Here is a 22,108-nt window from a genome sequence, read left to right on the forward strand (position 1 = left end):
ACGAAGCCCCGTAGGAGCGCCGCTTGAGGCGCGAACCGAGCGACAGCGAGGCAGCAGTAACAAGCCCTATCCGCTATTCGATCAGAAGCCTGTCAGACCCTGATAAACCTGATCGCCCGGCGGGCGATTTCCTTGCTTCGCAAGGTTCGCGCCTCAAGCGGCGCTCCTACGGGGCTTCGTAGAAATGAAAGCGAGTAGCTGCTTGTGTGGCTTTGTAGAGTGAGGAACTCATTCCCCCCAGCGCTTCACCAGCGTCTGTTCTACCCCCAGATGATCCAGTAACCGGGCGACAATGAAGTCCACCAGGTCCCCTACCGTCTGCGGCTGGTGATAGAAGCCCGGCGCCGCCGGCATGATGGTGACGCCCAGGCGAGACAGCTTGAGCATGTTTTCCAGATGGAGGGGAGAGAACGGCGCTTCCCGGGGCACCAGAATCAGCTTGCGGCCTTCCTTGATGGCCACGTCCGCCGCCCGTTCGATCAGATTGTCACTGGCGCCACAAGCGATGGAGGACAGGGTGCCGGTGGAGCACGGACACACCACCATGGCGGCAGGCGCACCACTGCCGGAGGCCACTGGAGAGGTCCACTGCTCCAGCCCGCACACCACCAAGGTGCCGCGATCGGTCTGCACCCAGTCGCGCAGGGCCTGTTCAGCCTTACCGGTGCCGGCTGGTAGCTTCAACTCGGTTTCCATGCCGATCACCACCCGCGCCGCCTTGGACAGAATCACGAACACTTCGCAATCCGCTTGCAGCAGGCACTGCAACAGGCGCAATCCATAGGGCGCTCCTGAGGCGCCGGTAAAAGCCAGGGTTATTCGTTTGCTCATACACCCATTCCTACACCACGGGCCATCAACGCCGCGAGAATTGGCATCAGTACCACCAGGTGGAGTTCAGCGACCAACACACCGCGCAGATTGCGTTGCAGCGTGGCATCAATCTCGGGAACATGTCCGGCCTTAACGGTTTTCCGCCAGCCCAACAGGACCTTAGTGGGATACAGACTCAACAGCGCGATCAGAATAAACAGGGTTACCTTGCCATGAAACCAGGGGCTGGAGAGGTAAAAATCCCAGCCCTTTTCCGTCCACCCGGCCCGCGCAATACCACTCACCAGCACAGCCAGCGCCGAGAGACCATAGCCGATATCCAGCCACAGAAGAGTACGAATATTGCGTTCGTTGATGCCGGTTCGCCACAACAGGAGTTCCCCGTATAGAAAACCAAACAGCATCAGAATGCCGAGGTAATGCACCGATGCCCAAAATACGGACCAGAACATGACAACCTCCCGTGTTGATTCACGCCGAACACCAAGCTAACCGTAAAGCCGGCCACCGTTGGAGCTTTGCTTGCAAAGCGAAAGGCCCGGCCCCTGAGAGAATTCGCCTTGCGAGCAAGGCTCCAACGAACCCTCAGGAATCACATGCGGTAAGGGGCTTATGCTTGCAGCGCATCCAGCAATTTCTGATGAATGCCGCCAAAGCCACCGTTACTCATCACCACCACGCTCAGTGGTTTGCCTTTGCGTGCCACCACCCGGGCAATGATGTCGTCAATGTCATTGCTCACCGATGCCGGTACCGGCGATTCGCTAACCACCGGGTCGAGAGACCAGTCCAGCCCCGGCGGCTGATACCAGATTACCTCATCCGCCGCCCCGGTGCTGGCCGCCAGCGCTTCCTTGTGGCTGCCCATGCGCATGGTGTTGGAACGGGGCTCGATCACCGCGAGAATCTTCCCGTCTCCCACCTTGCGGCGCAGGCCATCCAGGGTGGTGGCAATGGCCGTGGGGTGATGGGCAAAGTCGTCGTACACTCGCACACCATCCACTTCCCCACGCAATTCCATACGCCGTTTCACGCCCAGGAATTCGCACAGGGCGGCAGCACCATCCGCCAGGGTGACTCCCACATGGCGGGCCGCCAGCAATGCAGCCATGCCATTGTTCACACTGTGCTGGCCGGTCTGGTCCCAACGTACCTGGGCCACCGGTTCACCATTTTCCAGAACGGTAAAGACGGACCCGTCCGCGTTATCCAGGCGATAACCCAGGGTCTCGTTTTCGCCGAAGCGTTCAATCTCGCTCCAGCAGCCTTTCTCCAGCGTCTCTTCCAGGGCCGTTTCACCGTGCGGAAGAATCAGCCGCCCGGTGGCGGGCACGGTACGAATCAAGTGATGGAACTGGGTCTGGATAGCGGCCAGGTCGGCGAAGATATCCGCGTGATCGAATTCCAGATTATTGAGAATGACGGTGCGCGGTCGGTAATGAACAAACTTGCTGCGCTTGTCGAAGAAGGCGGTGTCGTATTCGTCCGCTTCCACCACAAAAAACGGTGTCTCACCGAGGCGGGCAGACACCCCAAAATTGCCGGGCACACCACCAATCAGGTAGCCGGGGTTGAGCCCGGCGTGCTCCAGAATCCACGCCAGCATGGAGCTGGTGGTGGTCTTGCCGTGGGTGCCGGCCACCGCCAGCACCCAACGACCGGGCAAAATCACATCCTCCAGCAGCTGGGCGCCGGAGGTATAGGGCAAGCCCCGATCCAGCACGGCTTCCACGGCTGGATTGCCTCGGCTCAGGGCATTGCCGACCACCACCAGATCCGGCGCCGGTTCCAGCTGCGCCGGATCATAACCCTGGGTCAGTTCGATGCCCGCCGCTTCCAGCTGGTCACTCATGGGCGGATAGACGTTTTGGTCACTACCGGTAACACGATGGCCCTGGGCCTTGGCCAGCTGTGCCAATGACCCCATGAAGGTGCCGCAGATGCCGAGGATATGGATATGCATGGGAATAAACCGATGAAAAGAATCCCTGCACCTTAACGGCAAGGGGCCTTCAGGTGAAGGGATCAGTGATCCCCTCCCACCAGAATCCGCACCTGTCGGGAGCGGCGCAGCACCGCCGAGGGGCTCATGCCGAGCATGCTCTTGAATACATGGGTCAGATGAGAGGAGTCGGAAAACCCTGCCGCCAAAGCCGCATCCGTCAGCGTGCTGCCCATGGCCATCATTGATGAGGTGACGAACAGCCGGTGCCAGAGACGATAGCGGCGGATAGGGATACCGGTGGTCTGCTTGAACAGCCGCTGCAAACGATCCCCGGACAGCCCCACCTGTTCTGCCAGCGCCTCATTGGACAGGTTGTCCGCCGGGTCGGCGCGGATCAATTCAACCACCTGGGCAATCCTGGCATCCGGTTCAAAACCGGCCACCGGCTCGTTATCGCCGGGGAAGACCAGCCCCCGCAGTCGGGCATAGGCCTCGGCAGCTTCAGTGGCACCGTCGTGGAGAGTCCGCAACATTGCCAGTTGATCGACTTCCCGGATGGAATCCCGATAAACGCCACATTTCTCTGCGGTCATCGTCGGCGCATGAAACAGCAGGTCCTTGCCCAACGGGTCCAGAAAACAGCAGGCGATACGCTTACCCAGCGACTCCGCCGAGAACAGTGCCCCTGCCGGAATCAGGTAGGAGCGCGCGGATAAGGTCTGCCCCTCTACCGTCAGCGGAATCACATCATCCAGCCCGAACAGCAGCGTATGCGCTCCCTGAGAGTGTGATGACAGGCGTTCAATCCGGCCCAGATAAAGCGTTCGCTGCCGCCACAGATACAGCGTAGACGCAGGCAAACCGGGTTTCGCTGACAAGGTCATTGTTGTTTTTTTCCGAGTCGTCAAGCACGCGACAGAATCGCGAGCGGGATCACAGTTTTTCTGTTTATGACAAAACGAGGCACCAATTCCTACAAGTTACTACCACCCAACCTGCTTATAGTCCAATCGTCGACAAAACACCCAGCCCTGGCGCCGGCTGTCAATGAAGGCCGAGAAAGGCCTACAAATAACAAGACAGGAGAACAACCATGTCGATCCGACTACGCGGGCTGCTGGCAGCCCTGACTCTGCTCGCTACTACCTCCCAGGCCCACGCCTGGTGGCCATTCGGCAAGGACACAAGCTACGCCGACACCCGCTATCCGATCGTGCTGGTCGGCGGCATCATCGCCTTCGATGACATCCTCGGTGTGGACTACTTCTACGGCATAGCCGACAACCTGCGCGATTATGGCGCCCAGGTGTACGAAAGCAACGTCAGCGCCCTGCAAAGCAATGAATACCGCGGCGAGGAGCTGATCGTCCAGATCGAAAACTACCTGGCGGTCACCGGCGCCGACAAAGTGAACCTGATCGCCCACTCCCAGGGCGCCCCTACCTCCCGCTACGTGGCGGCGGTACGGCCGGATCTGGTGGCATCGGTTACCTCCGTGCACGGTGAGAACCGCGGCACCGCCCTGGCCGATGTGGTTCGCGGCCTGACACCGGAAGGCGGTATTGGTGAAGACCTGGCTGACAGCATCGCCGGCGCTTTCGGGGCGCTATGGGAATTTGCCTCCGGCGGGCCCAACCCGGACAACCAGTCCGCCAGTACCGTGCTGGCCGCCTCCACCACCGCAGGCATGGCCGAATTCAACCAGCGTTACCCCCAGGCGCTGCCCGCCGATGCCTGTGGCACCAGCGGGCAACATAGCGTCAACGGCGTGCGCTACTGGTCCTGGGGTGGCACCGGTGTCCACACCAACCTGCTCGACCCGTTCGATAGCATTATGGTCACCGTCACCCGGTTTGCCTTCCCCTCAGGTGTCAAACATGACGGCATCCTGCCCCTGTGTGGCATGTACCTGGGCAAACCCATCCGCCACGACTACCGCCACAACCATGCGGATGCCATTCGCCACCTGTTTGGTCTGATGGGCTGGGAAACCGACCCCAAGACGCTCTACCGCAACCACGCCAACCGGCTCAGAAACGCGGGCCTGTAAAGCCGCCCCGCAGGGCCTGGTGCCCTGCGGGCCAACCGGAACAGGAGAGTCGTTATGAAACGCCATCTCACCCTGCTGGCCTCTGTCGGGTTATTGGCCGCTGCAGGGTTCTGGGGGCTGCAACAGATGCCTGCCGCCGCGCATGGGGAAGCCCGCCCGGCGGCTGACACCCCCTCGCAGGCTGCCCGCACTGATAGACCCACTACGCCCCTGCCTTCACGCCCGGTTACCCAGGCTCTGGCCAACACCTCCCTGGCCGGCACCACAGTGCCTGCCGATCTGGTCATGGACGGCGAGGGGCAACTGGTCGTGAACAGCGGTACCCGGGCCATTCTCGAGTACTTCCTGTCGCTGAGCGGGGAGCTGACGGATGAGCAGATACGCCATCTGATCCGGCAATGGGCTGAAGAGAACGCCAGCCCCCGTGCCGCCAGTGATCTGCTCGCGTTACTGGGTCGCTACAACGATTACCGCCAGCGATTTGCCAGCGGCGACTTTGCCGCCAGCACCGCAAGCGACATCACCGACAAGCTGAACCAGCGCCGACAATTGCGTGAAGAGCTATTCGGCGCCGATGCCGCAGCCCTGTTCGCCGACGAAGATCGCTATGACAATTTAAGCCTGCAGCGACATGCCATCCTCACCGGTGATATGAGCAATGCGGAAAAGGAGCAAGCCATGCAGACTCTGCATGCATCACAGCCGGCCCACCTGGCAGATCAGTACCGGCAACAGCAAGCCCTTCAGCGTCTGCAAGACACAGAGCGATCCATCAAGGAAACAGGGGGAAGCAGCACAGACCGGTTCGCCTACCATCAGCAAACCTTTGGTGATGAGGCCGCGCTGCGCTTACAGTCTCTGGCCAGAGAACGGCAGCAATGGCAACAGCGCTATCAGGATTATGCGACACAGCGGGATCAAATTCTGACATCCGGCCTGGCTGGCAACGACCAGCAGCAACAGCTCGAGCAATTGCGTGCCAGATTGTTCGCTGAAACCGAACAGCGGCGGGTCGCAGCCTTGGACCGGCTTGAAGAACCGACCGGCGAATAACCAGGCAGGAGACACGGAAGGTGGCGATGTTGGCAATGTCCAAGGTCACGACAAACAGCCTGACCTCGGTGTGCATTCATGTGATCGAGGCAGTTCAGCGAGTCACCGTCACCACTTCCGGCACCAGCATCACCACCGCCGCATAGCCGGCCACCAGCAGGGTCAGGGCGATACCCAGGCCCAGAAACGGCCCCACATTCATGGCCCGGTGGTAGACAAAACTCTGCGCTGCCAGCTGCCAGCTCACCAGCACCAGATACAGCCCCTCGATCCAGCCCAGGGACTGCTCCGCACCCGCATTGATCGCCAGCAGTGGCAGAGTCACCAGGGTCAGCACCACATCGATGCCCACCAGCGACAGGGCTGTCTGCAGCCAACGGCTCTGCAGCCCCTTGAACCCCAACAGCACAAAGATGCCGGCCAGAATCACCGTCATCGAGGTGAGCTGGCTGCTCAGCAGCACCAGTACCGGCAGCGCCGTCTGCAAGCTGCCAACCAGCAGTTGCAGGGCACACCAGCCCAGCAACACCAGGCCCAGCAGGCTGGGCGAGTAGGGAGCGTTTTCGGGGCCGGCACGAAATATGGCCAGCCGCCAGAACAATGTCATCAATGCAGTCATGGATCCTCCGGCGGGCTATTGTTCCAGAGCCGGAGGGAAGTAGCTACTAGCCTCGAGCGACTAGCTTCGAGCTGAAACGTGCACTTGTAGCTAGAAGCTCGAAGCTAGCAGCTGTTTCCTTTCGTCCGACAACACCGGGTGTGTTTCATGGGCTCCTTCGCTAGAATGCACGCAAATTGAATCAAGGGGTCTCTCATGGCGCGTAAAAACGCTTTCTATGCTCAGTCCGGCGGTGTCACCGCTGTCATCAATGCTTCCGCCGCCGGCGTGATCGAAGCCGCCCGCGAAAACAAGGATGTGATCGGCAAGGTCTACGCCGGCCGTAACGGCATCATCGGCGCCCTCACCGAGGAGCTGATCGACACCAGCAAAGAAAGCAAAAGCGCCATCGACGCGCTCAAGCACACCCCCGGCGGCGCCTTCGGCTCCTGCCGCTACAAGCTGAAAGACCTGAAGACCTCCCAGCGCGAGTACGAGCGTCTGATCGAGGTGTTCAAGGCCCACAACATCGGCTACTTCTTCTACAACGGCGGTGGTGACTCCGCCGACACCTGCCTGAAAGTGTCCCAACTCTCAGAGAAGATGGGCTACCCGATCCAGGCCATCCACGTGCCCAAGACCGTGGATAACGACCTGCCCTTCACCGACGTGAGCCCGGGCTTCGGCTCCGTGGCCAAGTACACCGCGGTGAGCTGCCGCGAGGCGGCCCTGGACGTGGCCAGCATGTGCGCCACTTCCACCAAGGTGTTCGTCATGGAAGTAATGGGCCGCCACGCCGGCTGGATTGCCGCCGCTGCCGGGCTGGCAAAGGAAGAGAGCGACGATGCGCCTCACCTGATCCTGTTCCCGGAAATTGCCTTCGACAAGGCCGCCTTCATGAAGAAGGTGCAGGCCACCGTGGAGAAGGTCGGCTACTGCGTGATCGTGGTGTCCGAAGGCGCCCGCTACGAAGACGGCACCTTCCTGGCTGACGCCGGCAACACCGATGCCTTCGGCCACAAGCAGCTTGGCGGCGTGGCCCCGGTGATTGCGCAGATGGTCAAAGACGAGTTCGGCTACAAATACCACTGGGCGGTGAGCGACTACCTGCAACGGGCCGCCCGCCACATTGCCTCCGCCACCGACGTGGAGCAGGCCTACGCCGTGGGCCGCGCTGCCGTGGAATTTGCCGTAGCCGGCAAAAACGCGGTGATGCCCACCATCGAGCGCAAGAAAACCAAGAAATACAGCTGGACCATCGGTGAAGCGCCGCTGAAGAAAGTGGCCAACGTGGAAAAGAAAATGCCGCGCAAGTTCATCACCAAGGATGGCTTCGGCATCACCCCCAGCGCCCGCGACTATCTGGCACCGCTGATCGGCGGCGAATCCTATCCGCCGTACAAAGACGGTCTGCCGCAATTCGCCAAGCTGAAACTGGCCCCGGTGGCCAAGAAGCTGAACGACGCGTTCGAGGTGTAACCCACCCCGATACGACAAACGCCCCGCATTGCGGGGCGTTTTTGTATGTGCTGGTCTATGCCTATAGCGGATACACCGCTTTCACCGCCCCCCACAAGCATTCTATCTGCCGCCCAAACACTGCAACTTCACCGCTGGTGTGAAACGCTTCTGTGCCGATGCTGTCCGAATCCGCCAGCAACCCCTCACACTTCAGTCGCCGCACCACTTCCCGGGCCACCGCCGACTCGGTACTGACAATCTGCACATCCGGTCCCGCCACCAGGGCAATGCGCTCAGCCAGATAGTTGTAATGGGTACAGCCAAGCACGATGGTATCTGCTCCCTTCTCCAACAGCGGTAAGATATAGCGATGCAGCAGCTCCAGGGTCCTGTCATCATCAAAACGCAACGCCTCAATCTGGCCCACCAGATCCGGACAGGGCTGTACCGCAATACTCACCGTACTGGAAAACCGCGCAGCCAGAGCGCTGAAGGAATGGGTCTGCAGAGTTCTGGGCGTGGCCAGCACGCCCACCACCCCGCTACGCGTCGCCAGCACGGCCGGTTTCACCCCCGGCTCCACGCCGATAATAGGCACCGACCAAGTAGTCCGTAGCTGCGCAATGGCGGAAGTGGTGGCGGTATTGCACGCCACCACCACGGCTTTAGCCCCCTGGCCGAGCAGGAAATCCGTCACCGTGTTCATTCGCTCCAGAATAAAATCATCGGATTTGTCGCCATAGGGCGCATGACGGGAATCGGCCACATAAAGGATATCGTCGGCAGGCAGCAGCTCACGGACTTTCGCGGCCACGGACAGGCCACCGATGCCGGAGTCGAAGATACCGATGGGACGGGAATGGGGCATGGCAGAATCTGGGGGTCGGGTTTACCTTGGATGGATAGTGTACTCGACCGGGGCGGAAACAGGGAAAGAGTTGGGGTTGCCCTGAGGCCAAAGCACAAACAATGATTCTTAAGAAGGCGGTACAGATGGCGGATATTGTGGCGTTTACACTGCAAAAGTCACTGCCGTGCACCTGTCACTGTTCTCGGGACCACAGCGGTGGTAGCGTCAGAAAGTAAAAAGGAGAACCCGTGAGCAAAACACTCGACGAGTTGTCAAAACAGGCGTTCGTGTATGAATGTGCCAGCCGCGCCCTGGCAGGGGTGTCTCTGACCCATTTCTTGCGTGCTCAGGCTTTCAGGCTGGTTCACAATCTAGGCGCACTTTTGAAGGCATGCTGGTTGCCTGTCGAGAAAGTGCAACAACGAGTGTGGGCCAGCCTGGAAGCCCCGGAGGGCGAGGCCTGAAGCTTGCATCTGCTGCGCCTTGTCTCTAGGAAAGGGGCCCACCCTGTCCGTCAAGACAAGACACAACAGCTGCAAGCTTCAGGCCACGCTGAGTACGCAAGAAATGGGTCAGAGACACCCTGGTTTTTCCAACCCCGCTGCCAAGCCTTCTATTGCCAGCATGGTCCGGGATGCAGAAAAGCTGTGGGACGAGTTGCAGGAATGGCAAAACCGACAGGAGTCAGAATGATGAAACGTTTCAGCCTGGTCTTACTGGTGCTACTGAGCACCCTCTCCGCGCCTCTATGGGCCGCCGACAGTATCAGCATCAACGAACTCAAACAGGCCATGCAGGCCGACAAGGCTCCCATCATCATTGATGTCCGTGATGAGGACGAATACCTGGCTGGGCATATTCCCGGCGCCATCATGGTGCCGGCCAAACAGATGGACCAGCATCTGGATATGCTCAAGCAATACCGTAAGCAGGAAATCGTGCTGTACTGCGTATCCGGCCGCCGCGCCAGCACCGCCGCCACCGTGCTGGAGGACGCCGGTTTCAAGAAGGTGCGGCTGCTTGAAGGCAACTACCCCGGCTGGAGCGAGGTCCAATAAGCCTGCCCGAGCCCCCAGGGAGCCCGTCATGGGCTCCCTAACTCCTTGACCGTAAAGCCATTATCCTTAGTCCTTAGGCTACGACCTTCCGCCATTAGCCGGAACCGCCCTGCATTGCTATAATCCGCGCCCACCACCAACCCTGTTTGAGAAGGATAGATCATGGATTTTGCTAAGGTTCCCGCCGGGAAAGAGATTCCGGAAGACATCTACGTGGTCATCGAGATCCCGGCCAACGCTGACCCGATCAAGTACGAGATCGACAAGGACAGCAACGCCGTATTCGTCGACCGCTTCATGGCAACCCCCATGTTCTACCCGGCCAACTATGGCTACATCCCCAACACTCTGTCCGAAGACGGCGACCCGCTGGACGTGCTGGTTGTGACCCCTTACCCGGTGGTTCCCGGTTCCGTGATCCGCTGTCGTCCGGTCGGCATCCTGAACATGACCGACGAAGCCGGTAAAGATGCCAAACTGGTGGCGGTACCGCACACCAAGCTGACCAAGATCTACGACAACGTGAAAGACATCAACGATCTGCCTGAACTGCTGCTGGCTCAAATCAAGCACTTCTTCGAGCACTATAAAGAGCTGGAAGCTGGCAAGTGGGTGAAGGTCGATGGCTGGGACGGCGCCGAAGCCGCCAAGGCCGAGATCCTGAAATCCGTGGAAGCCTACGAAAAAGGGTAAGGCAAGCCACAAGCTTCAATCTGCAACGCGAGATAGTTTCGCGGTAAGCAGAGAGCAAAAAGGCCGCGCCCCTTCAAAAGGGCGCGGCCTTTTCTTTTTCAGGATTTTTCCCTGCCAAATCCGGCGGCGCGGCATAAACGCTAATCAGCGTGGCTACAACCGCAAGCCGCGCCTTGTAGCATGAAGCTTGAAGCTTTCTCTTACCTCTGCTCCCGGTAGGCCCGCGGCGTGACCCCACTCCAGCGCTTGAATGCCTTGGAAAAGTTGGCCACATCACTGTACCCCAAGGAATAAGCCACCTCGCTGATGCTGTTATCCGGCTTCGCCAGCAGACGCTGCGCCTGGCGATAACGCTCCTGATCCTGAAGTTGTCGATAGCTAAGCCCGGATTGTTGCAGATGGCGCTTGAGAGTGCGGGGGGAGACTGACAGCTTTTCCGCCATGGCCTCCAGGGACGGCAACGGCGCCGTTCGATCCTGCAAGGCACTGCGGATACGCTCTGCCATGACACCGTCTTCCTCGGTACGCCACTGACGGAACTCCAGCTCACACTGCTCCCTTGCCAACGCCGCCACCTGCGGATCAGCCAAACGTGGGCGGGCAGCCAGGGCGGGCAGCGGAAAGACCAGGGCATCCTCATTCTGATCGAACAGAACTGGCACCCCCACCTCTTTTTTAAGCGTCGACAGATAGGCCGGTGCACTTCCACGGCGGCGGATCTCCAGCCCTTCCGGCGGTGCATCCAGCAACTGTTCGATCATGAACGCCAGCCCCACCAGCATCGCTTCAATAACAAAATCATGGGCCACGCCCAGTGAAGCCGTACTGCGAAGTTGCACATGGGCCAGTTCGCCCTGACGACACTGGTCAATCACCAGGAAAGGCGCCCGCAGACCGAGGAAGCGGCAGGCCGCATCCAGGGCATCCTGGGCGCTGGCGCTGGACAAGGCCAGCAGGCCCACAGGGCCATGCAGGGTGATGCTCATGGCCCGGGCATAGCGGAACCCCAGCCCTCGCTCATCAACCATGGCCACCCCCCGCTCGGCCACGGTCTGGGCCAGGGACATGGATACCCGCCGATCCGGGGCCAGCAACTCGTCGCGGCTCACTCCCAACCCCGCCAGCAGGGACGTGGCATCCAGCCCCATGCCCGCCAGCACGTCATAGAGCAATACCACGTAAATACCCGGTATCCCGGCACTTCCCCAGGGACGGCCCGAACTCACCATTTGTTGGCCCTCCACGACAAGACCTTGATTGCAAGACTGAGCATAGTAGTTGTCATTGAACGATGTCATCAATGGCATTTGTACCAGGAGACACTGATGAATCTGAAGCTGGTGAAAAAAAAGAAACACCCTTCTGTGCCCATTATCCCGCGTCGCATGGGATTTTCCTTCGACGGCATACAGCATGATGACTACTGGTTCGATAACGACCCTGTGCTGACCCATCTGTTGAATATCCTGTCGCTGACCTTCCCGGATGGCGAGCGTTTCTTTGTGGATTCTGTTCGTGCCCTGCGGGACAAGGTAGAGGACAAGGATCGTCAGAAGGATATTTCCGGCTTCATTGGCCAGGAGGCCATGCACTCCCTGGAGCATCAGGCATTCAACGACCTGATTGCTGACGGCAAGTATGACGACATCGTTGCCCATGCGCTTGCCGTCACCAACAAGCTGCTGGCCGGTGCCCGCAAGTACATGAGCAAACGTCAGCAGCTGGCGGCTACCGCAGGCCTGGAGCACTTTACCGCCATTCTTGCCGACGCCATCCTGCGCCGCCCGGAGTTGCTGCAAAAGATGGACCCGGCAGTCCGTGACCTGTGGGTGTGGCACGCTATCGAGGAAACCGAACACAAGGCCGTAGCCTACGATTTGTACACGGATGTCAGCGGCAACTATCTGGAGCGCCAGCGACTCTTCCTCTCCAGCACCGCCTACCTGATCGGCTTCTCCAGCTACTTCACCTGGCAGATGCTCAAGCGGGACAATGTTCACCGTAAACCACTCACCCTGGCCAAAGGGCTGTGGAAAGGGTTCGGTTACAAAGGTGTGATCAGCAGCATCATCCCTGCCTGGTTCAGCTACCTGAAACCCGGCTTTCACCCCTGGGATGATGACAACAGCGCGCTGATTGAAAAATGGCGGGCAAGCCTGCCTCAGCCCAAGGAAAAGAATGCGGCGTAAAATAATTGATAGTTGATAATGGGTAATTGATAACTGCGCGATCAGGCGCAGTCATAATCAGAAAGCAAAGAGGCCGCGCCCAATGACTTGGGCGCGGCCTCTTTCGTTCAGGATATCCGAGAGACTGGCTCGCGACGTTATCAATTATCCATTATCAATTGCCTTTCTCACCCTTCCTGCAACAGTTTCCGCAGATCCACCAGTGCCGCATTGGCGCGGGACACATAATTGGCCATCACCAGGGAATGGTTAGCCAGCATGCCAAAGCCATCGCCGTTAAGAATCAGCGGACTCCACAGGGTTTCCTGGGTCGCTTCCAGCTCGCGTACCATCTGGCGAAAGCTGACAGTGGCGTTCTTTTTCCGTAGCACTTCGGCGAAGTCCACCTCGGCAGCACGCATCAACTGGGTCAACGCCCAGGTTGCGCCCCGTGCTTCATAAAACGCATCGTCGATTTTCAACCAGGGCGTTTTCACAAAGTCTTCTTCATTACCGGGCTTGGCAACGGACTCGGCACTGCCCACATCCATATTCAGCTCACTGCGCCCCACACTCTGGCTCAATTTCAGGCTCAGGGAGCCCAGCCGGCTCTGCACTTCGTTGAGCCAGTAGTTGAGGTTATCCGCTCGGGCATAAAATTTGCCGTCGCCTTCGTTGGCATCGGTAAGGCGATCCAGATAGCTTTGCAGCGCCTTGATACCCCGGCGGTATTCACTTTCCGTGGCGGGCATAGCCCAGCTCTGTGCATCAAAGTTGAATTGGGGCTCGGCAATGGCCAGATCCCGGTCTTCCTGACTCTGGGACTGGGAGCGACTCATATCCCGACGTAGCACCCGGGTAAAATCACGCACCTGCACCAGTACGCCGTACTCCCAGGCGGGCATGTTATCCATCCACAGACGGTGGGGCAGGATATCGTTACTGAGATAGCCTCCCGGCTTGGACAGCAAGGTGTCAGAAACGAAGATAAGTTCACGGGCAATGGTTTCGCCGGCGACCACGTTTTCGCGACTGGGCAATTCACGCAGATCAGGCTCCTGGCTCCAGTACCAGCTCAGCAGAACATCCACTAGCAGTAGCAGCCCCAGCAACCACAGCACCCCTTTCCAAATCCGGTTATGGCGGGGGTCGAGCATGGCGTCACCCATTTTTTCGCTGAATTTTTCGTTACTCATGATCACTCCCAAGATCGACGAACCACCACTATAACCCAGGCATTTCAGTAGCGGCAGGGAGTAACACGATAGCAGCTGCAGGAGAGTCCGCACACCGTTTACGATAAGACAGGCTTCCCCCATAGAGCGACAGGATGCCGGTGACGATAGACAGCCCCAAACCCGCGCCATCCTTATCGGAGTGACCGCGGCTGAAACGTTCCCCATAGCGATGCCCCTGATCCTGGCTCAGACCTTCACCGCTGTCAGAAATCGCTATGCGCACGTGATTGCCCTGTTTCTCGGCGTTCACGCCAACGATACCAGGATCGGCATAGCGACAGGCGTTATCGACCAGATTGCGCAACACCAATCGCAGCGCCTCCTCGGGAATAGCTACCCAGAGGGAAGTATCCAGACACAACTCCAATTGCTGATGGAGACGATCCGCCACCGGCACCAGGGACGCCAGTGTTTCCCTCGCCACTCTCAATACGTCGACACAGCCACCCTTCTCAGGAGGCCCGAGAGCAGGATCCAGACGGGCCAGCACCAAAAGCTGCTCAAGCATGCGCTCAGCCCGCCCCACCGCCTCCTTCAGTGCCTGCAGAGAGGCTTCCCGCTGCTGAGGGTCAGGCAAGGAGATCGCATTCTCCACGTGCAATTGCAATACCATCAGCAGGGTTCGCAATTCGTGGGCCGCGTCCGCAGTAAAACGCTTTTCTCGCTCAATACCGGCTTCCAGGCGCTCTAATAATTGATTGATGGCCTCCTTCACTGGCTCCAACTCTCGCACTTTTTTGCCATCGGACAGCCGGGTTAAGTTATCCGGTGAACGTCTGCTTACTGAACGAGCAAGATCCGATAGAGGCGACAGGCCTACACGTATGGCCAGCCACACCAGCAACATGATGAAAGGCACGCTGATCAGATAAGGCGCCAACAACGAACCTGCCACGTTCCTGACCATTGAGTGACGAGCATAATCACTCTCCGCCAGGATCAGCCAGCGCTCATTGGCCAGAGGCAGCGAATAAGCATGCCAGCCTTTTTTTTCCTGATACAGCGGCTGACTATTCAGCGCGATCAACGGCATCTCGGGAGAGCCCTCGCTGGCGGCGACCAGGTTGCCGTCTTGCCAGAGCTGATAGATGAAATAACGCAGGTAGCGAGACTCCTGATTATCCAAAACCGACAGAGACGCATCTGGCGGATATCCCTCCCGCCAGAAACCCGCCAAGAGATGGGCGCTTTGCACCAGCTCCGCGTCGTACTGCTCATCCAGTTCGTGATAAAGGGTTCGGTAGGCAAAAAAAGCCTGTAACAGGCCACCTCCAACGATGACCATCAGCAGGGACAAGATCAAAAAACGGCGAATGGAAAAAGTCATCCCGTCTCACCCGCCAAGCTGTAACCCACCCCCCTGACCGTACGAATCAGACCACTCCCCAGCTTTTTACGTAAATGGTGGATATGTACCTCCAAAGCATTGCTTTCCACATCCTCGTTCCAGCCATACAGCCCCTGCTCAAGCTGGTCACGAGTAAGAACACGACCACGATGGCGCACCAGCTGTAATAGCACACTCATTTCCCGTCGTGACAGGTTTACCGGCTCGCCGCCAAGTGTCACAAGGAACCGCTCGGCATCGATTTCCAGTTCACCGATCTTTAGCGTTTCCGTTCCCGGGGCTTCCCGACGGCGTAGTCGTGCACGAATCCGGGCGATCAGCTCCATAGAGGAAAACGGTTTCACCAGGTAGTCATCTGCCCCGCTATCCAGCCCGCTGATGCGGTCTTCCAGAGCATCTTTGGCACTGATGATAATCACCGGAATCTGTTTATCCTGTTGCCGCAAGGCTTTTAATGCAGCCAGGCCCTCCAGCCCAGGCAGGCCGAGATCTAGCAGCACCAGTGCAAAACCGCCGTCTTCCAGTGCCGGCATCACCAGATCACCCCGATCAATGTGATCCACCGTGTAACCTTCTGCACGGAGTGCACGCTGCAAGCCATCAGCTAACAGGGCGTCGTCCTCAACCAGTAGCAGGCGCATCGTCCCCCCATTGAATCCAGTATTGCGCACCGGCTTCATCAAGCAGGCGCTCGGCATCTTTTCCCTGCAAAATAGCCAGAGTTGAAAGCAGTCCTGCCTGGGTACACTGTTGTCCAAATACGGTGACGGCACGGGGAGCACTGGAGACAGGCCAGCCGCTGCGCGGATCCAGCACATGACTGTAACGAATCCCGTCACGCAGTAAAAAACGGCGACTATCGCCGCTTGTGGCCAGCGCTCCGGTAGTGAATTGCAACCGCCCGGCCAGAGGCCTGGCGGTGCCCTCCATGCCGACCAACCAGGGTTCCTGCGAAGCCCGCCCCACCAGATCGCCGCCAAAGTTCACCAGCAGATCCGCCTCAGAGAGCTGTCCCGCCAGATTGAAAGCTCGATCAACCGCGTACTCCTTACCGATACCACCAAGATCCAGCTCCATCCCTGCCTGCAAACGAATGCTATGGGCCCGCCGATCGACTTTCTGCCAACCCACCAATGGCAGCAAGGTATCGATCTGGGCCTGCTCGGGCAGACAGTCTGAGCCATCAAACTGCCAGGCACGGCGAAGCACCCCCGAGGTAATATCAAAGGCGCCCTCACTGAGTCGCCAACACTGATCGGCAAAATCCAGCAAACGAGCCGTCTCGTCATCCAGGGCCACCCACTGCCCGCTGGCGTTATTGATGGTCGCCATCAAATTGTCATCCCGATAGCGGGAAAACTTGTGCTCGATGCGCCAGACCTCTTCGGCCACACATTGGATCGACCGCCAGGCAAGGCTCTCGCTGACACCTCTAATCAGACATTCGCAGGGGCTGGCCATGGCAGCAAAACGGCCCCGCCAGAGAGGGCCATCCTGTTCCATGATGATATCTCTGCCCTGGCTCATACGGGCTCCATCGCAACGATTACCAATAGAAGGTATACCCGACCTGCGTAATCAGCGCATCCAATTCCGAGGCATCACTGTCACCGCTCTGCTGGAAGCTTTCCACGCGCAAGCTCAGCTGCTGGTTGTTCTTCCACTGCTTGCCAACCTTCACCCCATAGGTGGTATCGGTAAGATTGCCCAAGCGATAATCCGCCGACACTTCGTCGAGAGAGCCCACCTGCGCAGCAGTAACAGATTCCTGGTAGAAATCGGCTTCCCCCTGGTCATACCAGCGCACATGCGGTTGCAGGAACCAGCCATTGTCGAACTGAAAGCGATATTTCACATCCAGAGTATGTGACGTAATGCCCCAATCGTCCGACATGAAACGATAGCCCACCGCCAGCACATCACGATTGAAGTGATAGCGATTCTCCCAATAAAGCGCATTTTTGGTGCGTGAATCCGGCCGCAATTCGAAAATTTGGGCGTCGCCGGCACCAATGTCCATCGCACCAAAACTCTCCGCTTCCAGCGGGTCGCCATTGGCACCCACCACTGTGACGATTTTGTAGGGATCAGTGTGATAACCATCCGAGACCGACACGTTGTAATTTAGCTGCATCAACCAGTTACGGTTGATCACCTGGGTAACACCAAACAGCAAATCATTGATTGAACGGTCTTCCGAACCATCGGTTTTCTGCTGATCACTCTGGAAAGTCAGCCCCACCGGGCTACCCCCTACCGGATCAATGGTGTCCGCCTCATGGGCCAGACCAAAAGTCAGGGTCGTATTTTTGTTGTTCAGGTCCCACAACAGGCCGGCATTAAGGCCCATGGAGGTAAAGTCATACTCGTTGGAAAAGTTCATTCCTGCAGTCCAGCGTAACGTCCGGCTGAACGGACGCGTATACTGCATGTTGGCAGCAACCCGAGTATCTTTGAAAGAGTCATCCAGCGGCACTTCGTTAGTGACCTGGTATTGCTGACCGCCTGACGGGGACGTAAAGGTCTGCGGCTTGTCTGATTTGATTGCCCCGTTATGGGAAGCACCGGTCAACGAATCCAGTGTCAACTTGAGCTCCAGCTCGCTGTCATCGGAAAACTGTTTCTTGCCGCGCACCACCGGCTCAACCGCCGTGACTCGATCTTTCTCGCTATAATAAAGCACGGCAGAGTCGAACTGCCAGGCATCCGCATCCCCCTGGGCCAGGGCAGGCTGCCCCAGCAAGGCGCAAGTTGCAGCGGCAATTCCGACACCGATTTGTTTTCCATCCAGTTTCTTTTGCATTGTCATTCCCTCAGTTACAGCCGCAGCCACCACCACCAAAACCGCGCCCACCACTGGACGCTTCCTTGCTGAAATAGATGTGATCATCCAAAGCATCATCCAGACCGTCAGCAGCGCCAGGTGTCATCACCGGCTTGGCCATAAGGTCCCTTTGCCAGGGCTGAACGCCGAGATTTTGACAACCGCTCAAGCCAGCCAGTGCAGCCAGCAGTACGGTAAAGGTAAATAGGGTTTTCATTGTTGAGACTCCATCAGACGGACGATTTCCTTCTCGTATTTGTCGCTATGCTTGGCGACAAAACCGATATGCCTGGATAGCTCGCTTCCGTTTGCCGCCAGTAACACTGCGCTCGGCATTCCCTCTAGTTGATATCGGGAAGCCAATTCGCCATGAGGATCAAACACCAACGGAAATAGGGCTGGATAACTGGCCAGGAATCGCTCGGCATCAGCCCTCTCCTGATCTACATTGATACCAATCACCGTAAACCCCTGATCGCCATATTTTTCCTGCATTTGATTGAGCCAGGGAAAGGAACGACGGCAAGGCACACACCAGCTGGCCCAGAAGTCCACGTAAATCACTTTTGCGTCACCGACCTGCTCCGGCGAGAATGGAAGGGGATCGGCATGGGCTAGCCAGGGAATGGCCAGCAGAACAAGCACCCGTAAATAGCGCATGAGGCTCTCCTTATTGTGAGCCCACAGCTTCCACCGGACGCCTTAAAGGAACCTTAAGGCACCGTTAATAAACACCCCTGAAACTAATTCGCCTATTCGGCATCGAAACTGGGCCGGTAATATCTTTGGGGTTTGAGGAGACAGTAATGCAGAACAGCTGGCAGCGACTGGGGCTTTTTCTTTCACTGTTTTGTTTATGGCCTATTGCCATCGCGCAAGACCTGTTTGGCGAGCAGCCTCTTCCTGGCGTCGATGAAGCCATTCAATTGATCACCGATGCAGACTGGGACAACCAGCAACTGCTGCTGGATTTCGAGCTTATGGAGGATGTTTACCTCTATCAGCACCGTTTCGGCTTCAGCCTGCGTGACCAGAACGGCAACGTGCTGGAGGATTTCGCTGACTACACCCTGCCTCCCGGCAAGGACAAGACCGACGAGATTTTCGGGGATGTGGAGGTGTACTACGACCGGCTTACCCTGAACTTGCCAGTGACCAGCGTACCGCTGGTGGCGACCGAGCTTGAGGTGCGCTACCAGGGCTGTATTGAGGACACCCTGTGCTACCCGCCCACCAGGAAAGTCATCCCGCTGGCCAACCCGTCACCGGCAAAAAAGCCCCCGGCCGCTCAGGCGGCCCGCCCCGCTGATACCGCCAGCAGCAATAACGATGACGGCGGCTTCCTCAGCACCCTGCAATCCGACGATGCCAACGCCTTCAACCGCTGGATGAACGACCGCTCCCTGGGCCTGGTAATCGGCCTCTTTTTTGTCGGCGGGCTGCTGCTGGCGTTCACCCCTTGCGTGTTCCCCATGGTGCCGATTCTGTCCGGCATTATTGCCGGCGAGAAGGAGCCCAGTGCCAGCCGTGGCTTTGTACTAAGTACCAGCTATGTGCTGGGCATGGCGGTGCCCTATACCTTTGCCGGCCTGCTGGTTGCGGTATTTGGCGCCGGGCTCAACCTGCAATTTCTGTTGCAACAGCCAGCGGCCATCATTACTTCCACCGTGATCTTCGTGCTGCTGGCGCTGTCCATGTTCGGCCTTTATGAGCTGCAACTGCCCGCCTTTCTGCGTAACAAGTTGCACCAGCCCGGCGAGAGCAAGCGCGGCAGCCTTTTCGGTGCCGCTATCATGGGAGCCATCTCTGCCCTGGTCGTGTCTCCCTGTGTTACCCCGATTTTGGCCGGTGCACTGATCTATGTGGCCGCCAGCGGTGATGCCCTCACCGGCGCCGCCTCCCTGTTTGCCCTGTCCATGGGCATGGGCTTGCCGCTGATCATCTTTGGCACCGGCGGCGGCAGCTTGCTGCCCCGGGCCGGCATGTGGATGGAAGAGATCAAACGCTTCTTCGGGGTGGTCATGCTCGGTGTTGCCATCTGGCTTCTGGATCGCATCATCAACGGGACCATTACCCTGGGCCTTTACGGCTTGCTTCTGGCGGTCTACGGCGTGCAGCTCGGCGCTCTGGAAGCCGCCGGCGAAGGCATCGCCCGGCTCAAGCGCGGCATCGCCCTGGTGCTGGCCCTGTATGGCTCGGTGATGATCGTCGGTGCGCTCAGTGGCGGCGACGATCCACTCCAGCCCCTGGCGCCGATGACGCAATCGGCACCGGCCGCGGCCACCGCCAGTGCCCCGGGGGACCACGGGCCCTGGCAAACCATCTTGGGACGCGACAATCTGGGCACCGCCCTGGCTAATTCCCGCCAGGCAGGCAAACCGGTGCTGGTGGATTTCTTTGCCGAGTGGTGTGTGGCCTGCAAAATACTGGAGGAAACCACCCTCAGCGACCCGCAGGTACTCGCCGCCATGCAAGACTTCGATCTCTACCGGGTGGACATCACCGAGATCAACGCGGACAGCCAGGCGATCATGGAGCAATACAACATCCTCGGCCTGCCGGCGCTGGTGTTCTTCACCCCGGAAGGCATGGAACTACCGGAATCCCGGGTGCTTGGGGAAATGAAGCCGGACCGGTTTCTGGAACACCTGGATAAGCGGGTTATGCCGGGGCTGTAGCAGGTAATATCGACGTAGCTGTCGTAGGAGCGGCGCTTGAGCCGCGAACCGCGCTTTGCGCGGAAATCGACCGCAGGGCGATCAGGAATCCCAAAAATCGACAGGTCTATCCACGATAGCGTCGCGGATACCCACGTCTTCGTCGCCTCGCTGACGCTCGGTTCGCGGCTCAAGCGCCGCTCCTACAACAGCCCTGTTGAAATGTTGTTGTTCCTGCATCTAAACAAAAACCGTGAAACAGTACCGATTGCCCGGCATCTTCCGGTAACTTGTAACGAATGTTGTAAACCCCTTTTTTCTGTCATGATTTCCCCCTAATATTGCACAAGTGCCAGAAACGCCGGGATAACCGGTGCATTTCCTGCACGTTCACGGCAGATAACGACAAATTCCCCAGGGGGACCTGTTTTGGCTTCCATTCTGGTCTTACACGGCCCAAACCTGAACCTGCTCGGCACCCGCGAGCCGGACAAGTACGGCCATACCACCCTGGCCGATATCAACCAGCAATTGCAGGCCCAGGCCAGCGATGCAGGCCATCACCTGCAGCATCTGCAAAGCAACGCGGAATACGAGCTGGTTGAACGGATCCACGATGCCCGCACCGAAGGCATCGACTTCATCATCATGAATCCGGCGGCATTCACCCATACCAGCGTGGCCCTGCGTGACGCCCTGCTGGCGGTGGATATCCCCTTTATCGAGGTGCACCTGTCCAACGTGCATGCCCGGGAAAGCTTCCGCCATCATTCCTATTTTTCCGATATTGCCCGGGGCGTGATCTGCGGGCTCGGCGCAACCGGCTACCAGCTGGCGCTGACCGCCGCCCTAGAACAACTGGATGGTTAATACATGGATATTCGCAAGGTCAAGAAACTGATTGAGCTGCTGGAGGAATCTGGCATTGAAGAGCTGGAGATCTGCGAGGGAGAAGAGTCCGTGCGCATCAGCCGCGGCTCCCGCCACCCTGCAGCGCCGGCACATTACTATGCCTCACCGCAGGCCGCCGCGCCGGCCCCGGCCCCGGCTCCCGCCGCTGAAACACCGGCACCGGCTGACAACACCCCTAGCGGCCACTTGGTGCGCTCGCCCATGGTCGGCACTTTCTACCGCTCCCCGTCGCCGGGGGCCTCCTCCTTTGTTGAGGTAGGCAAGAAAGTCCAGGCCGGCGACGTGCTGTGCATCGTCGAAGCCATGAAAATGATGAACCAGATCGAAGCGGACAAGTCCGGCACCATTGATGCCATCCTTGTGGAAGACGGCGAACCGGTTGAGTTCGATCAGCCTCTGTTCTCCATCGTTTAACGGAG

At 58.6% G+C, this 22,108-nt stretch carries 25 protein-coding genes; 11 read left to right on the top strand and 14 right to left on the bottom strand.

Annotated elements, in window-relative coordinates; all coding sequences use genetic code 11:
• Positions 1 to 228: 228 nt before the first annotated feature.
• The 4 genes from B3Q33_RS15075 to B3Q33_RS15090 form a co-directional block, all read right to left on the bottom strand.
• Positions 229 to 831, bottom strand: coding sequence for a flavin prenyltransferase UbiX (locus B3Q33_RS15075; protein ID WP_035250146.1), 603 nt, complete (start codon positions 829 to 831; stop codon positions 229 to 231).
• Positions 828 to 1,286 (bottom strand): DUF2214 family protein, encoded by a 459-nt coding sequence (locus B3Q33_RS15080; protein ID WP_035250148.1) that lies wholly within the window; start codon positions 1,284 to 1,286, stop codon positions 828 to 830. The genes B3Q33_RS15075 and B3Q33_RS15080 overlap by 4 nt, the downstream gene beginning before the upstream one ends.
• A gap of 158 nt (positions 1,287 to 1,444) precedes the next feature.
• A complete protein-coding gene (gene mpl, locus B3Q33_RS15085) occupies positions 1,445 to 2,797 on the bottom strand; it encodes a UDP-N-acetylmuramate:L-alanyl-gamma-D-glutamyl-meso-diaminopimelate ligase (RefSeq protein ID WP_272974395.1) in 1,353 nt (450 codons plus the stop codon).
• A 62-nt stretch (positions 2,798 to 2,859) separates the two neighbouring features.
• Positions 2,860 to 3,663, bottom strand: a complete 804-nt coding sequence (locus tag B3Q33_RS15090; protein ID WP_035250152.1) for a helix-turn-helix domain-containing protein — start codon at positions 3,661 to 3,663, stop codon at positions 2,860 to 2,862.
• A 209-nt stretch (positions 3,664 to 3,872) separates the two neighbouring features.
• Here B3Q33_RS15090 and B3Q33_RS15095 point away from each other — a divergent pair, with 209 nt between their 5' ends.
• The gene (locus tag B3Q33_RS15095; protein ID WP_272962909.1) at positions 3,873 to 4,829 is read left to right on the top strand and encodes an esterase/lipase family protein; all 957 of its coding nucleotides are present in this window, start codon (positions 3,873 to 3,875) and stop codon (positions 4,827 to 4,829) included.
• 54 nt (positions 4,830 to 4,883) lie between these two features.
• Positions 4,884 to 5,882 carry a lipase secretion chaperone gene (locus tag B3Q33_RS15100; protein WP_272962910.1) on the top strand — a complete coding sequence of 333 codons (999 nt, stop codon included), beginning with the start codon at positions 4,884 to 4,886 and terminating at the stop codon, positions 5,880 to 5,882.
• A gap of 94 nt (positions 5,883 to 5,976) precedes the next feature.
• Here B3Q33_RS15100 and B3Q33_RS15105 read toward each other — a convergent pair whose 3' ends face one another.
• Entirely contained in the window at positions 5,977 to 6,501 is a 525-nt protein-coding gene (locus B3Q33_RS15105; protein ID WP_272962911.1) for a hypothetical protein, read from the bottom strand.
• Between the two features lie 195 nt (positions 6,502 to 6,696).
• On the opposite strand from B3Q33_RS15105, the gene B3Q33_RS15110 reads away from it, so the two are divergent.
• Positions 6,697 to 7,959 carry a 6-phosphofructokinase gene (locus B3Q33_RS15110; RefSeq protein WP_272962912.1) on the top strand — a complete coding sequence of 421 codons (1,263 nt, stop codon included), beginning with the start codon at positions 6,697 to 6,699 and terminating at the stop codon, positions 7,957 to 7,959.
• 61 nt (positions 7,960 to 8,020) lie between these two features.
• Here B3Q33_RS15110 and murI read toward each other — a convergent pair whose 3' ends face one another.
• Positions 8,021 to 8,809 (bottom strand): glutamate racemase, encoded by a 789-nt coding sequence (murI, locus tag B3Q33_RS15115; protein WP_273008931.1) that lies wholly within the window; start codon positions 8,807 to 8,809, stop codon positions 8,021 to 8,023.
• 230 nt (positions 8,810 to 9,039) lie between these two features.
• On the opposite strand from murI, the gene B3Q33_RS15120 reads away from it, so the two are divergent.
• The 3 genes from B3Q33_RS15120 to ppa all read left to right on the top strand — a co-directional run bounded on the left by B3Q33_RS15120 (position 9,040) and on the right by ppa (position 10,542).
• The gene (locus tag B3Q33_RS15120; protein ID WP_272962914.1) at positions 9,040 to 9,255 is read left to right on the top strand and encodes a hypothetical protein; all 216 of its coding nucleotides are present in this window, start codon (positions 9,040 to 9,042) and stop codon (positions 9,253 to 9,255) included.
• A gap of 225 nt (positions 9,256 to 9,480) precedes the next feature.
• A complete protein-coding gene (locus tag B3Q33_RS15125) occupies positions 9,481 to 9,849 on the top strand; it encodes a rhodanese-like domain-containing protein (RefSeq protein ID WP_272962915.1) in 369 nt (122 codons plus the stop codon).
• A gap of 162 nt (positions 9,850 to 10,011) precedes the next feature.
• Entirely contained in the window at positions 10,012 to 10,542 is a 531-nt protein-coding gene (ppa, locus tag B3Q33_RS15130; RefSeq protein ID WP_035250163.1) for an inorganic diphosphatase, read from the top strand.
• Positions 10,543 to 10,742: 200 nt separating this feature from the next.
• On the opposite strand, the gene B3Q33_RS15135 is transcribed toward ppa, so the two are convergent.
• Complete coding sequence (locus B3Q33_RS15135) at positions 10,743 to 11,771, bottom strand: helix-turn-helix domain-containing protein (protein WP_272962916.1); 1,029 nt, start codon at positions 11,769 to 11,771, stop codon at positions 10,743 to 10,745.
• A gap of 96 nt (positions 11,772 to 11,867) precedes the next feature.
• On the opposite strand from B3Q33_RS15135, the gene B3Q33_RS15140 reads away from it, so the two are divergent.
• Positions 11,868 to 12,731: a metal-dependent hydrolase gene (locus B3Q33_RS15140; protein ID WP_035250167.1), complete on the top strand. Its 864-nt coding sequence runs from the start codon at positions 11,868 to 11,870 to the stop codon at positions 12,729 to 12,731.
• A gap of 167 nt (positions 12,732 to 12,898) precedes the next feature.
• On the opposite strand, the gene B3Q33_RS15145 is transcribed toward B3Q33_RS15140, so the two are convergent.
• Genes B3Q33_RS15145 through B3Q33_RS15175 form a run of 7 tightly spaced genes read right to left on the bottom strand, consistent with a single transcriptional unit; the run spans position 12,899 to position 18,780 of the window.
• Positions 12,899 to 13,906: a DUF2333 family protein gene (locus B3Q33_RS15145; protein WP_035250169.1), complete on the bottom strand. Its 1,008-nt coding sequence runs from the start codon at positions 13,904 to 13,906 to the stop codon at positions 12,899 to 12,901.
• 28 nt (positions 13,907 to 13,934) lie between these two features.
• Entirely contained in the window at positions 13,935 to 15,275 is a 1,341-nt protein-coding gene (locus tag B3Q33_RS15150; protein ID WP_272962919.1) for an ATP-binding protein, read from the bottom strand.
• Entirely contained in the window at positions 15,272 to 15,937 is a 666-nt protein-coding gene (locus B3Q33_RS15155; protein WP_035250173.1) for a response regulator, read from the bottom strand. Before B3Q33_RS15155 ends, B3Q33_RS15150 begins: the two co-directional genes overlap by 4 nt.
• Positions 15,918 to 16,823, bottom strand: a complete 906-nt coding sequence (locus B3Q33_RS15160) for an FAD:protein FMN transferase (RefSeq protein WP_035250174.1) — start codon at positions 16,821 to 16,823, stop codon at positions 15,918 to 15,920. Before B3Q33_RS15160 ends, B3Q33_RS15155 begins: the two co-directional genes overlap by 20 nt.
• 19 nt (positions 16,824 to 16,842) lie before the next feature.
• Positions 16,843 to 18,099, bottom strand: coding sequence for a DUF3570 domain-containing protein (locus tag B3Q33_RS15165; RefSeq protein WP_052043092.1), 1,257 nt, complete (start codon positions 18,097 to 18,099; stop codon positions 16,843 to 16,845).
• Between the two features lie 10 nt (positions 18,100 to 18,109).
• Positions 18,110 to 18,337 (bottom strand): DUF4266 domain-containing protein, encoded by a 228-nt coding sequence (locus B3Q33_RS15170; RefSeq protein WP_035250177.1) that lies wholly within the window; start codon positions 18,335 to 18,337, stop codon positions 18,110 to 18,112.
• Positions 18,334 to 18,780 (bottom strand): TlpA family protein disulfide reductase, encoded by a 447-nt coding sequence (locus B3Q33_RS15175; RefSeq protein ID WP_035250179.1) that lies wholly within the window; start codon positions 18,778 to 18,780, stop codon positions 18,334 to 18,336. Before B3Q33_RS15175 ends, B3Q33_RS15170 begins: the two co-directional genes overlap by 4 nt.
• Positions 18,781 to 18,926: 146 nt before the next feature.
• On the opposite strand from B3Q33_RS15175, the gene dsbD reads away from it, so the two are divergent.
• The 4 genes from dsbD (at position 18,927) to accB (ending at position 22,103) form a co-directional block, all read left to right on the top strand.
• Positions 18,927 to 20,798 carry a protein-disulfide reductase DsbD gene (dsbD, locus tag B3Q33_RS15180; protein ID WP_273008928.1) on the top strand — a complete coding sequence of 624 codons (1,872 nt, stop codon included), beginning with the start codon at positions 18,927 to 18,929 and terminating at the stop codon, positions 20,796 to 20,798.
• Positions 20,799 to 20,834: 36 nt separating this feature from the next.
• Positions 20,835 to 21,116, top strand: a complete 282-nt coding sequence (locus tag B3Q33_RS15185; RefSeq protein WP_156964920.1) for a hypothetical protein — start codon at positions 20,835 to 20,837, stop codon at positions 21,114 to 21,116.
• Between the two features lie 90 nt (positions 21,117 to 21,206).
• Entirely contained in the window at positions 21,207 to 21,647 is a 441-nt protein-coding gene (gene aroQ / locus B3Q33_RS15190; RefSeq protein ID WP_035250183.1) for a type II 3-dehydroquinate dehydratase, read from the top strand.
• 3 nt (positions 21,648 to 21,650) lie between these two features.
• Positions 21,651 to 22,103 (top strand): acetyl-CoA carboxylase biotin carboxyl carrier protein, encoded by a 453-nt coding sequence (gene accB, locus B3Q33_RS15195; RefSeq protein WP_273008927.1) that lies wholly within the window; start codon positions 21,651 to 21,653, stop codon positions 22,101 to 22,103.
• The last annotated feature ends 5 nt before the right edge of the window (positions 22,104 to 22,108 follow it).

The sequence above is a fragment of the Alcanivorax sp. UBA3183 genome (assembly GCF_002364155.1).
In the GTDB taxonomy this organism is placed as follows: Bacteria; Pseudomonadota; Gammaproteobacteria; order Pseudomonadales; family Alcanivoracaceae; genus Alcanivorax; species Alcanivorax jadensis.

What these genes read in the sequence shown, in the direction of transcription:
- B3Q33_RS15175 (WP_035250179.1), bottom strand. Translation starts at nt 18,780, where the DNA reads ATGCGCTATTTACGGGTGCTTGTTCTGCTGGCCATTCCCTGGCTAGCC.
- B3Q33_RS15155 (WP_035250173.1), bottom strand. Translation starts at nt 15,937, where the DNA reads ATGCGCCTGCTACTGGTTGAGGACGACGCCCTGTTAGCTGATGGCTTG.
- B3Q33_RS15140 (WP_035250167.1), top strand. Translation starts at nt 11,868, where the DNA reads ATGAATCTGAAGCTGGTGAAAAAAAAGAAACACCCTTCTGTGCCCATT.
- B3Q33_RS15075 (WP_035250146.1), bottom strand. Translation starts at nt 831, where the DNA reads ATGAGCAAACGAATAACCCTGGCTTTTACCGGCGCCTCAGGAGCGCCC.
- murI (WP_273008931.1), bottom strand. Translation starts at nt 8,809, where the DNA reads ATGCCCCATTCCCGTCCCATCGGTATCTTCGACTCCGGCATCGGTGGC.
- dsbD (WP_273008928.1), top strand. Translation starts at nt 18,927, where the DNA reads ATGCAGAACAGCTGGCAGCGACTGGGGCTTTTTCTTTCACTGTTTTGT.
- B3Q33_RS15080 (WP_035250148.1), bottom strand. Translation starts at nt 1,286, where the DNA reads ATGTTCTGGTCCGTATTTTGGGCATCGGTGCATTACCTCGGCATTCTG.
- B3Q33_RS15105 (WP_272962911.1), bottom strand. Translation starts at nt 6,501, where the DNA reads ATGACTGCATTGATGACATTGTTCTGGCGGCTGGCCATATTTCGTGCC.
- mpl (WP_272974395.1), bottom strand. Translation starts at nt 2,797, where the DNA reads ATGCATATCCATATCCTCGGCATCTGCGGCACCTTCATGGGGTCATTG.
- B3Q33_RS15135 (WP_272962916.1), bottom strand. Translation starts at nt 11,771, where the DNA reads ATGGTGAGTTCGGGCCGTCCCTGGGGAAGTGCCGGGATACCGGGTATT.
- B3Q33_RS15165 (WP_052043092.1), bottom strand. Translation starts at nt 18,099, where the DNA reads ATGCAAAAGAAACTGGATGGAAAACAAATCGGTGTCGGAATTGCCGCT.
- B3Q33_RS15100 (WP_272962910.1), top strand. Translation starts at nt 4,884, where the DNA reads ATGAAACGCCATCTCACCCTGCTGGCCTCTGTCGGGTTATTGGCCGCT.
- B3Q33_RS15110 (WP_272962912.1), top strand. Translation starts at nt 6,697, where the DNA reads ATGGCGCGTAAAAACGCTTTCTATGCTCAGTCCGGCGGTGTCACCGCT.
- B3Q33_RS15125 (WP_272962915.1), top strand. Translation starts at nt 9,481, where the DNA reads ATGATGAAACGTTTCAGCCTGGTCTTACTGGTGCTACTGAGCACCCTC.
- accB (WP_273008927.1), top strand. Translation starts at nt 21,651, where the DNA reads ATGGATATTCGCAAGGTCAAGAAACTGATTGAGCTGCTGGAGGAATCT.
- ppa (WP_035250163.1), top strand. Translation starts at nt 10,012, where the DNA reads ATGGATTTTGCTAAGGTTCCCGCCGGGAAAGAGATTCCGGAAGACATC.
- B3Q33_RS15095 (WP_272962909.1), top strand. Translation starts at nt 3,873, where the DNA reads ATGTCGATCCGACTACGCGGGCTGCTGGCAGCCCTGACTCTGCTCGCT.
- B3Q33_RS15145 (WP_035250169.1), bottom strand. Translation starts at nt 13,906, where the DNA reads ATGAGTAACGAAAAATTCAGCGAAAAAATGGGTGACGCCATGCTCGAC.
- B3Q33_RS15150 (WP_272962919.1), bottom strand. Translation starts at nt 15,275, where the DNA reads ATGACTTTTTCCATTCGCCGTTTTTTGATCTTGTCCCTGCTGATGGTC.
- B3Q33_RS15090 (WP_035250152.1), bottom strand. Translation starts at nt 3,663, where the DNA reads ATGACCTTGTCAGCGAAACCCGGTTTGCCTGCGTCTACGCTGTATCTG.
- B3Q33_RS15170 (WP_035250177.1), bottom strand. Translation starts at nt 18,337, where the DNA reads ATGAAAACCCTATTTACCTTTACCGTACTGCTGGCTGCACTGGCTGGC.
- B3Q33_RS15160 (WP_035250174.1), bottom strand. Translation starts at nt 16,823, where the DNA reads ATGAGCCAGGGCAGAGATATCATCATGGAACAGGATGGCCCTCTCTGG.